The following is a 12,921-nucleotide window of genomic DNA, read 5'->3' on the forward strand; positions in this document are numbered from 1 at the left end:
GGCGCGCTGTCGAAGGCCATGGCAGGCGGCTCGAACGCTCTCACTCCAGCATCCGTTGCAGCAACCAGCTGCCCGCCGGCCCTGGTGGGTGCAGGCGCGACCAGAGTGCGTCGACCACCACCGGGCGTGGCCAGCCGCGGATCTTCAGCTCCTGCAATTTGCCTGCGCCAAAGCCTTGCACCAGCCAGCGCGGCAACGGCGCCCAGCCGAAGCCGCCCTGGGCCATTTCCAGCAGCATCAGGTAGCTGGGGGCCGACCACACCCGGCCCTGGGTGCGGCTGTCGTAGGGGTTGAGCACCGTGGCCAGGCGCAGTTCCCGGTGCTGGCGCAGGGCTTCCTGATCGACGCGGGCCAGTTGGGCCAGGGGATGCTTGTGGGAGACGAACAGGGAGATTTCGCCTTGTTCATCCATGGTCCGGTGATCCAGGTCCGCCGGGTAGTCGGTCTGCATCTCGGCAAAGGCGATCTGCGCCCGACCACTTTGCACCAGGGCGATCAGGTCCTCGCATTCGGCGATCAGGCATTCCAGCTCAAGGTCCGGGTAGCGTTGCTCGAAGGCGCTCAGGCAGCTTTCGAAACGATCCGACTGATAGGTGTCGGACAGCGCCAGGGTGAGTTTTGCCTCGACCCCCTGGGACAACTGGCTGGCGGCCATTTCCAGGCGGCTGGTGGCGGCGAGGATGTCTTCCGCGCGCTGCAGCAGCACGTGCCCGGCCGGGGTCAGCGCGGGCTTGCGGCTGGCGCGGTCGAAGAGTTGCACATTGAGGTCGATTTCCAGGCTGGCCACCGCCGCGCTGATGGTCGACTGGCTCTTGCCCAGCTTGCGTGCGGCAGCCGAGAACGACCCTTGGGTGGCGGCCTGGACGAACGCTAGCAGCACTTCATGTGAGGCCATGAACTATCGCCTTGATCGATGGTTATTGATTATGAAGTATCGGCCTGCTGCTGGATGATTGCCAGCATCTTCACTCAAGGAGCAGGCCATGAGCCTTCAAAAATCCCTTACCGAACGTGTCTTCCAGGCTGTAGGTTTCGAGTTGCTGGCGGTGCTGATCTGCACCCCGCTGCTGTCCTGGATCATGGACAAGCCCATGGCCGACATGGGCCTGGTGACCATCGGCATCGGCCTTCTGGCCCTGGCCTGGAACGTGGTGTTCAACGGCTTGTTCGATCGTCTGCTGAGCCGTTTGCAGCTTGCGCGCAACGGCTGGACCCGGGTCCTGCATGCCCTGATGTTCGAAGGCGGGCTGGTGGCCTTCGGGGTACCGCTGATTGCCTGGTGGCTGAACATCAGCCTGCTGCAGGCGTTCATCCTGGACATCGGCGTGCTGTTGTTCTTCCTGCCGTACACCTACGTCTACCACTGGGGCTACGACGTCCTGCGGGACAAGTGGCTGCAACAGCGGCTGGCCCACTGAGGGCCGGCTTCAGACCTGGGGGTGCAGGCGTTCGATGGCCTCCAGGTAGGCCTCCAGGGCGCGGGGCACCTCTTCCAGCAGCAGCGCCCGCTTGAACTGCGGATGCTCCTGCGCCCGCTGGAACAGGCCAATGGGCAGCCCGAGCATCGCCAGCCCGTAGGCTTGTCGTTGCAGAGCGCTGGCCTGGGGCATGCGCACCGCCAGGATCCGCTCATAGGCGCGGTGGATCTGCGCCTGCAGGTCGGGGGCCTTGAGCGGGCCCAGGGCAAACCCCGGGTTGATCATCTGCAACAGATCCGGGTGCTGCTCGAGGTACTCCAGAATCGGCAACATCATCTGCTCGATCACCTCTCGGGAACTCAGGCCCTGCCAATGACTCTCATCGACCGCCTGCAAGGGCTCGACGATTGCGCTCAAGGCGGCGACATGGCACTGGCCCAGGGCTTCCAGCACCTGCTGCTTATCGTTGAAGAAGTGATAGAGCGAGCCAATGGAGGTGCCGGCCTCCCGGGCGATGCCGTGCATGGTCAGGCTCGACGCGCCCTGGCAGATCAGCAGGCGTGCGCAGGCCTGGAGAATCGCCGTGACGCGCTGGCGGCCACGGATCTGCTTGGGGGTGCGCTGGAGTCGGCTGGAGGAGGGCGTGGAGTCGATCATGGTCGGCGAAGTTTCCCGGGGGCGCCTATTATGGCGTAGATGGTTGTATCCAGTCCTCGGATAAAACTAGACACAATCCTCTACTTTTGCTGAAAATGCCCGACGGTGAGAGCCTTCCTCAGTGCTCACCGACTTTCCTACTCTTTAAAGGCCATGACTATTTCCCGCGACTGGATCATTTGCGAACACTGCGATTCGGTGTACGAGCCCGTGCCGCTCGCCAAGGGCCAGACCGCTCAGTGTGCCCGCTGCGGCGCCGTGCTGGCGCGCGCGCGGCACTTGAACGTGCAGCAGTTGCTGGCGCTGTCGATCACGGCAGGGGTGCTGTTCGTCTTCGCCAACCTGTTTCCCGTGATCAAGATCAGCCTTGAAGGCCTGAGCAACGAGGCGACCCTCTGGCAGTCGGTGGAAGCCCTGGCCCAAGGGCGCATCAGCCTGATCGCCGCGGTCACCGGCCTGACCATCATCCTCGCGCCCTGCCTGCAGATCATCCTGCTGTGCTGGGTGCTGGGGTTTGCCTGCATCGACCGTGCGGCGCCGGGTTTCAAGGCCTGCATGCGCGCCCTGGAACACCTGCGTCCGTGGAGCATGCTCGAGGTCTGCCTGCTGGGCATCCTGGTGGCGATCGTCAAGCTGGCCGGCATGCTCGATGTGCACCCGGGGCTGGGGTTGTGGGCCCTGTCGATGTTGACGGTGCTGATCATCCTGATCTCCGGCAAGGACATCCGCCGCCTGTGGGAAGACCTGGAGGGCCGCTACTGATGAGCGCACCGCCCTATGCCCGAGACCTGCAATTGATGCTGTGCCACACCTGCGGCCGCGCCTGCGAGTTGTCGGAGCACCGCTGCCCGCGCTGCGATTCACCGGTGCATGAGCGCAAGCCCAACAGCCTGGCTCGGACCTGGGCCTTTCTGCTGGCCAGCCTGATTTTCTATATCCCGGCTAATCTGCTGCCAGTGATGCACACCAGCATTTTTGGCAGTGCCAGTGAAAACACCATCATGAGCGGCGTGGTGGAGTTCTGGAAAGCCGGCGCCTGGGACATCGCCCTGCTGATTTTCATCGCCAGCGTGGTGGTGCCCTGCATCAAGTTCTTTGTCCTCGGGACCTTGCTGGTGACCTGCCAGCGCCGTAGCCGCTGGGCCCAGCGCGAGCGTGCACGGCTCTATCGATTCATCGAACTGATCGGCTACTGGTCGATGCTCGATGTGCTGGTGGTGGCGGTGGTGGCGGCCCTGGTGCAGTTTCGTGCCCTGAGCTCCATCGACCCGCGCATGGGCATTCTGTTTTTTGGTTTGGTGGTGGTGCTGACGATGTTGGCGGCCATGAGTTTCGATCCCCGGCTTATCTGGGATGCAGAGGTAGAAGATGTCTGATCATCCAGGTTCCAACGCTTCAAGGGCCCCCGCCGCACCGGGCAGTCCGGCGATACGCAACCGGCGCTTCAACGTTTCCCTGGTCTGGCTGGTGCCCATAGTCGCGGCCCTGGTGGGGTTGTCGATGGTGGTCCACAACTCGCTTTCCGCGGGGCCGGAAATCTCCATCAGTTTCCAGACCGCCGAAGGCCTGGAAGCCAACAAGACCCAGGTCAAATACAAAAACGTGGTGATCGGCAAGGTGACGGCGATCGCCTTGAGCGACGACCGCAAGAAGGTGATTGCCAAGGTCGAGCTGGATCAGTCCGCGGAACCCTTCACCGCCGAGGACTCGAACTTCTGGGTGGTGCGTCCACGCATAGGCGCCAGCGGTGTTTCCGGGGTCGATACCCTGCTGTCCGGTGCCTTTATCGGCGCCGATGCCGGCAAGGCGGACAAACGCAAGGACCGCTTCAAGGGCCTGGAAACCCCACCGCCCATCACCTATGGCCAGAAGGGCAAGCGCTTCATCTTGCACACCGACGACCTGGGCTCGCTGGATGTCGGCTCGCCGCTCTACTACCGGCGCATCGAGGTGGGCCAGGTGGTGTCCTACCACCTGGCCAACAACGGCAAAGGGGTGGACCTGGAAGTCTTCGTCAACTCGCCCAATGACAAATACGTCACCACCGACACCCGTTTCTGGAATGCCAGTGGAGTGGACGTGACCCTGGGGGCCGAGGGCCTCAAGGTCAACACCGAATCGGTGTCGACGATTCTCGCGGGGGGCATCGCCTTCGTCGAACCCAAGTACAGCCCCAATGCCAAGCCGGCCGAGGAGAATGCCGAGTACACCCTGTTCACCGACCAGGACACCGCCCTGGCGCCACCTGATGGCGAGCCCTATTACATCCGCATGCGTTTCGACCAGGCCTTGCGGGGCCTGGCCCTCAATGCACCGGTGGAGTTCCTCGGGGTGAAGATCGGCAAGGTGGTGTCCATGGACCTGGACTACGACGAGCAGCGCAAGTACTTCCCAACGGTGGTGGGCGCAGTGATCTACCCCGAGCGCCTGGGCAAGGCCCATGAAAAACTGGTCAAGCAGGGCGGCGGCAGCGAGGAAAACGGAACCCGGTTGATCGGCGCCTTCGTCAAGAGCGGCCTGCGGGCTCAGCCCCGCAGCGGCAACCTGTTGACCGGCCAGTTGTTCATCTCCCTGGACTTCTTCCCCGAAGCCAAGCCGGCACCGTTCAATGTCACCGCGCGTCCGGTGGAGATCCCCACGGTGCCGGGCAGCATGGACAAGCTGCAGGAGCAACTGCAGGCCGTGGTCGACAAGATCAGCAAGCTGCCGATCGACAGCATCGCCGCCAATCTCAATGGCAGCCTGGTGGAAATGCAGAAGACCCTGAAGCAGGTCAATGGCGAAGTGCTGCCGCAGATGCGCGACACCCTGGAGCAGTCGAAGAAGACCCTGGCCAATGCCAACGAAAGCTTCTCCGAGGACTCGCCGCAGCGCCAGAAGCTCAGCCAGGCCATGGAAGAAGTGCAGCGCACGGCCCGGTCGGTACGGGTGCTGACCGATTTCCTCGGGCGTCATCCTGAGGCGCTGATCCGTGGTCGCCTGAAAGACAATCAACCGGATGCCTACCAGTCGCCGTCCACTTCAGTTCGTCCTTCCGCAGCGGAATCCCAGCCATGAAAACCCGTGCCCTGATGTTGAGCCTGACCCTGGGACTCGCGGCTTGCAGCTCCGCGCCGACCCATTACTACACCTTGATGCCGCCAGTGAGCGCCGGGGCCAGCGCGACCTCGCCGCCGGCGTTCCAATTCGAGATGTCGACGGTGCGCATCCCGGTTCAGGTCGACCAGCCGCAATTGGTGGTACGCCAGGACAGCGGCACCTTGGCGATCCTCGAGACCCAGCGCTGGAGCGCGCCGCTGGTGGATGAGTTCCACGATGCCCTGGCCAGCCAGCTGGAGTCGAAACTGGGTAGCCGCAACCTTGAAGGTTTGCCCAAGCAGCCCGGGCGCCCGGTGCTGGCGGTGCAGACCGATGTCCGGCGCTTCGAGTCCCTGCCCGGGCAATACGCATTGATCGACGTGGTCTGGAGCCTGCGCCTGCGGGAGGAGGGCAAATCGGCCCGCAGCCTCACCTGCAGCAGCCAGGTCCGCCAGCCGGCAGGTGTCGAGCTGAGCAGCCTGGTGCAGGCCCACCAGCAGGCCATTGGCCAACTGGCCGAGCAGATGGCCACCAGCGCCCGGCGCTGGAGCTGTCCTTGAGCGATGAGCCCGCATCCGTAGCTGCCACCGCGGGCTGTGAGCGCGCGGTGCGCAGGGGGGAAGACGATGAGGCGCGTCGCGGATAGCCAGGCAAGCTCCGGCGAGCCTTCCTCGACAGCCGCTAGCGGAGCCGGCTCATCTGCCGCTATCAGCGCCGGGCGCTGAGCTGCTGGGGCGCCAGAAAGGCGTCGTGAAAGTAGTCCCGCAGGGCCTGCATCGCCGGGGTGAAGGCCCGCTCGCGGTGCCAGGCCAGGCCGACGCTCATGGGCGTGACCGCATCGCTCAGGCTCAAGGTCTCGATGCGCTTGCCTTCCAGGGACCAGGGCCGGTGCACCAGGTCCGAGAGGATCGCCACGCCGCTGCCATTGGCCACCATGCTGCGCACCGCCTCCACCGAGCTGGTGCGCACCCGCACCCTGGGCTGCTGGCCGGCCTGCTCCCAGTAGCGCATGGCGCTTTGTTCGGCTTCATCGACGGTGAGCAGGATAAAGGGCTCCTCGGCCACGTCCGCCAGGCTGACACTGGCCCGTTCGCACAGCGGATGGTGCGCCGGTAGCCACAGCCGGCGTTCGGAGTTGAACAGGGTTTCCGAGACGATGTCCGGGTGCGTGAGGTTGGCGGTGAGCACCACGGCCATGTCGATGCGTCCCTCCAGCAAGCCCTGCTCGATGGCCTGGCGCTCCTGTTCATGCAGCTCGATGGTGACATCCGGGTGCCAGTGTTCCAGGCGCTGCAGGTGGTGCGGCAGGAAGTAGCCGATCACCGTATAGCTGGCCGCCAGGTGCAGCACGCCGCTGGCCCGGTAGTCCGGCAGCGGGCTGTTGAGCGCATCCTCGACACTGCGCAGGATCACGTAGGCGCGGTTGAGAAAGTGCCGCCCGGCATCGGTCAGGTTCATGCCCTGGGCCGAGCGCACGAACAGTTGCACGGCGAGCATCGCCTCCAGTTCCTTGATCGCCGTGGTCACCGCCGACTGGGAGATATTGAGGTGGATCGCCGCCTGGGAAATCTGTCCGATCTCGGCGGTGGCAACGAAGTAGCGCACCTGGCGCAGGGTCAACGACATGGAATCATCCTCGGCGCGCGCGCCAGCATCAGGTGAGCAAACGGCCCCCGCCGCTTTGGTGGAAAGTGGCCGACGGGCGCACCGCCTCGGTTGGAAAACCCTCTCTGCAGCCAGACGATCCTGGGTCTTGCTTAGCCGCCTGGGGCAATGTTTTCAGCTTAGTTATCTGTTTTTCAGAAGATGCTCTATCTGATAATAGATCTTCCCAAGGGGTCAAGAGGGTTCTAATTTCCGTGGCACGAAGTCACGAAAGTTGGAGCAACAGTGATGCAGGCAGTGGATTTCAATTCGGACATGGGCGAGAGCTTTGGCCCCTGGACCATCGGCGATGGCGTCGACGACGAGCTGATGGGCTTCATCAGTTCGGCCAATATCGCCACCGGCTTTCACGCCGGCGACCCCAGCACCATGCGCCGCACCGTCGAACAGGCCAAGCGCCTGGGCGTGGCCATCGGCGCCCACCCGGGGTTTCGCGACCTGGTGGGTTTCGGCCGTCGACACATCAATGCACCGGCCCAGGAGCTGGTGGATGACATGCTGTACCAGCTCGGTGCCCTGCGTGAGCTGGCCCGGGTCCAGGGCGTTGCCCTGCAGCACATCAAGCCCCACGGCGCGCTCTACATGCACCTGGCCCGGGATGAGGAAGCGGCGCGCCTGCTGGTGGAGAACCTGCGTCGCCTGGAACCGGAACTGCTGCTGTATTGCATGCCCAACTCGGTGATCTGGCGCGTTGCCCGGGAGCTGGGCCAGCCGGTGATCGGCGAGTTCTACGCCGACCGTGACTATGACCTCAGCGGCTCCATTGTCTTCACCCGCCAGGTACGGGCCCTGGACCCGGCGGCGGTGGCGGCCAGGGTGCTGCGGGCTTGCCAGAGCGGCCTGGTACGTACGGTGGAGGGTGAAGACCTGGCCATCGAATTCGATTCCATCTGCCTGCACAGCGATACCCCGGGGGCCCTGGCCCTGGTGGAGGCCACTCGCAAGGCCCTGGACCAGGCCGGCATCGAGGTCCGTGCGCCGCGCTGAAGCGCCCGATCTGAAGCACTGCGCCTAGATGCAGGTTTCACCCAGGTTTGAATTTTTTGCCTGCCTTTCTACAACTATTCCAAGAGGAACAGACATGGCCGAACACAACGTCATCACCCCTTTGCCCGGCACGTTCTATCGCAAGGCGACCCCTGAGTCGGCGCCCTTCGTCGAGGTCGGCGACACCGTCAGCGCCGACACCGTGATCGGCCTGATCGAGGTCATGAAGCAGTTTTCCGAACTGACCGCCGGGAGCGCGGGTCAGGTCCGCGCCTTTCTGGTGGAAGACGGCGACCCGGTGGAGCCGGGCCAGGTCGTCGCGACGCTCGCGCAGTGAGGGCCGGATCATGACTCAATCCATCAGCAAGCTGCTGGTTGCCAACCGCGGCGAGATCGCCGTGCGCATCCTGCGTGCCGCCAAGGCCCTGGGGATTCCCACCGTGGCCGCCTGCAGCGAGGCGGACGCCGACTCCATGGCCGCACGGATCGCCGACGAGGTGCAGATCATCGGCCCGGCCCGGGCCGACAAAAGCTACCTGAATGTCCAGGCGCTGCTCGGCGCCCTCCAGGCCAGCGGTGCCAATGCGGTGCACCCCGGCTACGGCTTTCTTTCGGAGAACGCCGACTTTGCCCAAGCGGTGGTCGATGCCGGGGCGATCTTCGTCGGCCCCAGTGCCGAGACCATCCGCCGCATGGGCGACAAGGCCGAAGCCCGGCGTACCGCGCAGGCCGCAGGCGTGCCGGTGGTGCCGGGGTCTGCCGGTGAGCTGTTCGATCTTGCCGCGGCGCTCGACGCTGCCGAGGCCGTGGGTTTTCCACTGCTGATCAAGGCCAGCGCCGGCGGTGGCGGACGAGGGATTCGCCTGGCCGAGAATGCGGCGCAGTTGGCCGAGGAGTTTCCCCGGGCCCAGCGTGAAGCCCAGACCGCCTTCGGCAATGGGGCGGTCTACCTGGAGCGCTTTATTGGCCGGGCCCGGCATATCGAGGTCCAGGTCCTGGGGGACGGCAAGCATGCGGTGCACCTGTTCGAGCGCGAGTGTTCGCTGCAACGGCGGCGGCAGAAGATCTTCGAGGAAGCGCCATCGCCGGTGCTCGACAGCGTCCAGCGCGAACAACTCTGCAGCAGCGCCGTGCGCCTGACCGAGGCCCTGGGCTACCGGGGCGCCGGCACCCTGGAATACCTGTATGACGACAGCACCGGCGAGTTTTTCTTCATCGAGATGAACACGCGGATCCAGGTCGAGCATCCGATCAGTGAACTGATCACCGGCATCGACCTGGTCCAGGCCATGCTGCGCATTGCCGGGGGCGAGCCCCTGGGCCTGCGCCAGAGCGATATCCAGCTCAATGGCGCGGCCTTGCAGATGCGCTTGAACGCCGAGGACCCGACGCGCGACTTCTTTCCCAGCCCGGGCACCGTCGAGCAGTTGGTCTGGCCGCAAGGGGCCGGGGTACGGGTCGATAGTCACCTGTACCCGGGATATTCTGTGCCGCCTTACTACGACTCGCTGCTGGCCAAGTTGATCGTGCACGGCCGTGATCGTGGCGAGGCGTTGGCCCGGGCGCGAATTGCCGTGGAGCACACCACCCTGACCGGCATGGCCAGTACCTTGCCCTTGCACCGCGAGCTGTTGGCCGAACCCTGGCTGCAACGGGCCGACTTCCATACGGGAACCCTGGAAACCTGGCTGGCCGAGCGCCGCGCCGGAGGTGACGCATGAGCCAGCCGATTCGCTACAGCTTTGGTGCCGACGAGCATCTGTTTGCCGAGGTCAGCGACAGCATGTCGCTGCAGGCCTTCTTCAAGGGCATGGCGGTGACCCGCGCCGTGGAGCGCCTGGAACTGGACGGGGTGCTGGACATCTGCCTGGCCAATGCCTCGTTCCAGATCCGTTTCGACCCTGACCGCATCGCTCCACAGGACCTGCTGGAGGCGGTGCAGCAGGCAGAAGCGGGGGCGGTGGCCGAACGCAGCCTGCACACCCGGATCATCGAGATCCCGGTGCTCTATAACGATCCCTGGACCCATGAGACCCTGATGCGTTTTCGCGATCGCCATCAGGACCCCAGCGCCACCGACCTGGAGTACGCGGCCCGGATCAACGGCCTGGCCGACGTCGAGGCGTTCATCGCTGCCCACAGTGGCGCGCCCTGGTTCGTCTCGATGGTGGGGTTTGTCGCCGGCCTGCCGTTCATGTTCCAGATGGTCGAGCGTGAGCGCCAGTTGCAGGTGCCCAAGTACCTGCGGCCACGCACCGACACCCCCAAGCTGACCCTGGGCCATGGCGGCTGCTTCGGCTGCATCTACTCGGTGCGTGGCGCCGGTGGCTACCAGATGTTCGGCGTCACTCCGGCACCGATCTACGACCCGCAGCAGCAACTGGCCTACCTCAAGGCGCACATGGTGTTCTTCCGCCCGGGCGATATCGTGCAGTTCAAGCCCATCGACCGCCAGGCCTATGACCAGGCGGTGGCCGAGGTCGAGGCCGGGCATTTCGACCTGCGCATCCGCGAGGTGGAGTTTTCCCTGGATGCCTTTCTTGCCGACCCGGTCGGCTATCCCAAGTCGTTGCAGGAGGTGCTGGCATGATCAAGGTCATCAAACCCGGCCTGGCCACCTCGGTGCAGGACCTGGGCCGCGAAGGTTTCTATCACCTGGGCATTCCGCCGTCCGGGGCCCTGGACCAGTACGCCCTGAGCGCCGCCAATCAGTTGGTGGGCAACCCGGCCGGGGCTGCGGGGCTGGAGTGCACCCTGCTCGGGCCGGAGCTTGCATTCACCCGGGACGCCCTGGTGGCGGTCTGCGGGGCCCACATGACGCCCAAGCTCGACGGCGTCGACCAGCACCTGGATACCGCGTTCGCGGTGAAGGCCGGGCAGGTGCTGCGCTTCGACTTTCCCAAGGCCGGTGCCCGGGCCTACCTGGCCGTGGCCGGTGGCATCGACGTGCCGTTGGTCCTGGGCAGCCGGTCTACCTACGCCCTGGGCGCCCTGGGGGGATCCCAGGGCCGGCGGCTGGTGGCCGGCGACGAGTTGCCGGTGGGTGCCGACAGTGGCAAGGGCCGCGCCGGCGCCAGCCTGCCCATGGCCCTGCGTCAGACCCTGGGCGGCGAAATCAGCCTGCGGGTGGTGCCCGGCCTGTACTACGAGCGCCTGAGCGAAGCGGCCAAGCTCAGCTTCTTTGCCGAGCCCTGGACCGTGGGCTCGGAGGCGGACCGCATCGGCTATCGCTTCAAGGGCGGCAGCGCCCTGGGCTTCCAGCCCCGGGAACAGCCGTTTGGCGCCGGTTCTGATCCGTCGAACATTGTCGACAGCTGCTACCCCATCGGCTCGATCCAGGTGCCGGCCGGGCTGGAGCCCATTGTCCTGCACCGGGATGCGGTGTCCGGTGGTGGCTACGCGATGATCGGCACGGTGATCAGTGCCGACCTCGACCTGATCGGCCAGATGCAACCCAACCAGAAGGCCCGCTTCATTGCGGTGACCCTCGAAGAAGCGCTGGAAGCCCGGCGCTCCTATAAGAAGAAACTGGGCTGCCTGAGCAAGCTGCTCTCTTCCTGATTCTGCCCGCCGCATCGCGCGGGCCCTGCCAAACGGCAAGCCAACGCCGCACCTCGGTGCGGTGGCGGCTGCCCGCGCTTCAACCTATGACTGGTTCTGGAGTTCACGCATATGGCAGCTTTATCGCAATCGCAGCAAACCGGCCAGGCCCCGGCCAGCGTCGCCGTTCCCAGCGCCGCGCGCATGGGCCGGCTGTCCCTGACCATGGCCTGGTGGGCGGTGTGCAGCGCGATGTTCTACATCGTCGTCGGTGCTTCCCTGGCCCTGTCCTACGGCGCCCGCAATGCCCTGATCGGCATGTTGCTGTCAGTGCTCAGCTACGGTCTGGTGAACAGCGTGCTGAGCCGCTTCGCCATGCGCAGCGGGTTGTCCGTAGCGCTGTTTTCGCGGCTGCTGTTTGGCAGCACCGGGGCCTGCCTGGCGATCCTGATCTTCTTCTCCACGGCGATCTACTACGCAGTGTTCGAAGGCTCGGTGATCGCCGTGGCGCTCAACCATCTGTACCCGCAATTGCTCTATCCACTGGCGGCGCTGCTGGTGGTGCTGTACAGCGTGCCGCTGATCCTGGGCAGCGTGCAGCACTGGCTGGACAAGCTCAACGGCGTGCTGCTGCCGGTGTACCTGGGCGGCCTGCTGTTTGCCGTGGGCCTGTCCATCGCGCGTTATGGCTATCAGCCGCAGTGGCTGGATTTCGGCCCGGCGAGCCCCAGTGCCTGGGGATGGTGGGACTGCTTCGTGGCGTACATGGGGGTGTGGATCCTGATGCTGTTCACCTTCGACTACGCGCGTTTCGGCAAGCCCGAGGATGCGGCCTACCACGGTCGCTGGAATTTCGGCATGCCGTTCTATGCCGTGACCTTCCTGCTCAACGGCGCGGCGGGCATCTACCTGGTCAGCAGCATTCCCCATGAGGGGGCGTTGAACGAGGTCTCGGTGGTGATGGCCATCCTGCAGTTGATGGGGCTGTGGGGGCTGCTGTTCGTCTGGGCCACCCAGACCCGGATCAACACCGCCAACTACTACCTGGCGACCCTGAACATGCAGGCGTTCTTCAGCCGCTTCGGGATTCGCGGCTCGTACCTGATGTGGGCGGTGGCGGTGGGGATCATCGTCTACGGCCTGATGCTGGCGGATGTGTTTGCCTACCTGCTCAAGGCCCTGGCCTACCAGGGGATCTTCGTGGTCGCCTGGGTCGGCGTGGCCCTGGCGCAGATCCTCCTGGGGCGCACCCGGAGCGATGGGATCGAAGGCGCCCCGGCGTTCAATCCGGTGGGGCTGACGGCCTGGTTCGGCGGCACTGCCCTGGGTCTGCTGCTGATGTGGGCCGGGGGCGGCCTGGCGAGTTTTTCCGCACCGCTGACCGGGCTCCTGGCGTTTGCCTTGCAGGCCGGATTGTCCAGCGGTCTTCGCGCCGGGCTGCCGGAGTCGACCTGAGCCGAGGGTGGCAGAGGGGCGGGGCAGGATGGCCCTGCTGCGCTGCCAAGCGTTGGTGCCGAGGTAGGGGGCGGATGGAGGCGCCGGCCTGGGCCGTGCCATCGAGGGTCTTTCCAGGCCC

General features: G+C 65.2%; 14 protein-coding genes. 11 read left to right on the forward strand and 3 right to left on the reverse strand.

The annotated features are described in order from the left end of the window. Positions 1-40: 40 nt before the first annotated feature. Positions 41-895 (reverse strand): LysR family transcriptional regulator, encoded by an 855-nt coding sequence (locus U873_RS0103405; RefSeq protein ID WP_025126898.1) that lies wholly within the window; start codon positions 893-895, stop codon positions 41-43. Positions 896-983: 88 nt separating this feature from the next. On the opposite strand from U873_RS0103405, the gene U873_RS0103410 reads away from it, so the two are divergent. After that, positions 984-1,418 (forward strand): multidrug/biocide efflux PACE transporter, encoded by a 435-nt coding sequence (locus U873_RS0103410; protein ID WP_025126899.1) that lies wholly within the window; start codon positions 984-986, stop codon positions 1,416-1,418. A 9-nt stretch (positions 1,419-1,427) separates the two neighbouring features. On the opposite strand, the gene U873_RS0103415 is transcribed toward U873_RS0103410, so the two are convergent. After that, positions 1,428-2,075, reverse strand: coding sequence for a TetR/AcrR family transcriptional regulator (locus tag U873_RS0103415; protein ID WP_025126900.1), 648 nt, complete (start codon positions 2,073-2,075; stop codon positions 1,428-1,430). A 153-nt stretch (positions 2,076-2,228) separates the two neighbouring features. Between U873_RS0103415 and U873_RS0103420 the strand changes: the two genes are divergently transcribed. From U873_RS0103420 to U873_RS0103435, 4 genes are read left to right on the forward strand one after another with little or no spacing between them, the layout of a single operon-like run. Next, the gene (locus tag U873_RS0103420) at positions 2,229-2,837 is read left to right on the forward strand and encodes a paraquat-inducible protein A (RefSeq protein WP_025126901.1); all 609 of its coding nucleotides are present in this window, start codon (positions 2,229-2,231) and stop codon (positions 2,835-2,837) included. After that, on the forward strand, positions 2,837-3,451 hold the full coding sequence (locus tag U873_RS0103425; RefSeq protein ID WP_025126902.1) for a paraquat-inducible protein A: 615 nt from the start codon (positions 2,837-2,839) through the stop codon (positions 3,449-3,451). The genes U873_RS0103420 and U873_RS0103425 overlap by 1 nt, the downstream gene beginning before the upstream one ends. Then, a complete protein-coding gene (locus U873_RS0103430; protein WP_025126903.1) occupies positions 3,444-5,132 on the forward strand; it encodes an intermembrane transport protein PqiB in 1,689 nt (562 codons plus the stop codon). The genes U873_RS0103425 and U873_RS0103430 overlap by 8 nt, the downstream gene beginning before the upstream one ends. Beyond that, positions 5,129-5,713, forward strand: a complete 585-nt coding sequence (locus U873_RS0103435; protein WP_025126904.1) for a membrane integrity-associated transporter subunit PqiC — start codon at positions 5,129-5,131, stop codon at positions 5,711-5,713. Before U873_RS0103430 ends, U873_RS0103435 begins: the two co-directional genes overlap by 4 nt. Positions 5,714-5,861: 148 nt before the next feature. On the opposite strand, the gene U873_RS0103440 is transcribed toward U873_RS0103435, so the two are convergent. Further along, positions 5,862-6,779: a LysR family transcriptional regulator gene (locus tag U873_RS0103440; RefSeq protein WP_025126905.1), complete on the reverse strand. Its 918-nt coding sequence runs from the start codon at positions 6,777-6,779 to the stop codon at positions 5,862-5,864. Between the two features lie 267 nt (positions 6,780-7,046). Between U873_RS0103440 and U873_RS0103445 the strand changes: the two genes are divergently transcribed. From U873_RS0103445 to U873_RS0103470, 6 genes are all read left to right on the forward strand, one after another. After that, positions 7,047-7,805, forward strand: a complete 759-nt coding sequence (locus U873_RS0103445) for a 5-oxoprolinase subunit PxpA (RefSeq protein ID WP_025126906.1) — start codon at positions 7,047-7,049, stop codon at positions 7,803-7,805. 94 nt (positions 7,806-7,899) lie between these two features. Then, positions 7,900-8,142, forward strand: coding sequence for an acetyl-CoA carboxylase (locus U873_RS0103450; protein WP_025126907.1), 243 nt, complete (start codon positions 7,900-7,902; stop codon positions 8,140-8,142). 10 nt (positions 8,143-8,152) lie between these two features. Further along, the gene (locus tag U873_RS0103455; protein WP_025126908.1) at positions 8,153-9,526 is read left to right on the forward strand and encodes an acetyl-CoA carboxylase biotin carboxylase subunit; all 1,374 of its coding nucleotides are present in this window, start codon (positions 8,153-8,155) and stop codon (positions 9,524-9,526) included. Further along, positions 9,523-10,395 (forward strand): allophanate hydrolase subunit 1, encoded by an 873-nt coding sequence (locus U873_RS0103460; RefSeq protein ID WP_025126909.1) that lies wholly within the window; start codon positions 9,523-9,525, stop codon positions 10,393-10,395. Before U873_RS0103455 ends, U873_RS0103460 begins: the two co-directional genes overlap by 4 nt. Beyond that, entirely contained in the window at positions 10,392-11,366 is a 975-nt protein-coding gene (locus U873_RS0103465) for a biotin-dependent carboxyltransferase family protein (protein WP_025126910.1), read from the forward strand. The genes U873_RS0103460 and U873_RS0103465 overlap by 4 nt, the downstream gene beginning before the upstream one ends. Before the next feature lie 111 nt (positions 11,367-11,477). Next, complete coding sequence (locus tag U873_RS0103470) at positions 11,478-12,800, forward strand: cytosine permease (protein ID WP_025126911.1); 1,323 nt, start codon at positions 11,478-11,480, stop codon at positions 12,798-12,800. Positions 12,801-12,921: the final 121 nt, after the last annotated feature.

The organism is Pseudomonas sp. PH1b (genome assembly GCF_000633395.1).
GTDB lineage: Bacteria > Pseudomonadota > Gammaproteobacteria > Pseudomonadales > Pseudomonadaceae > Aquipseudomonas.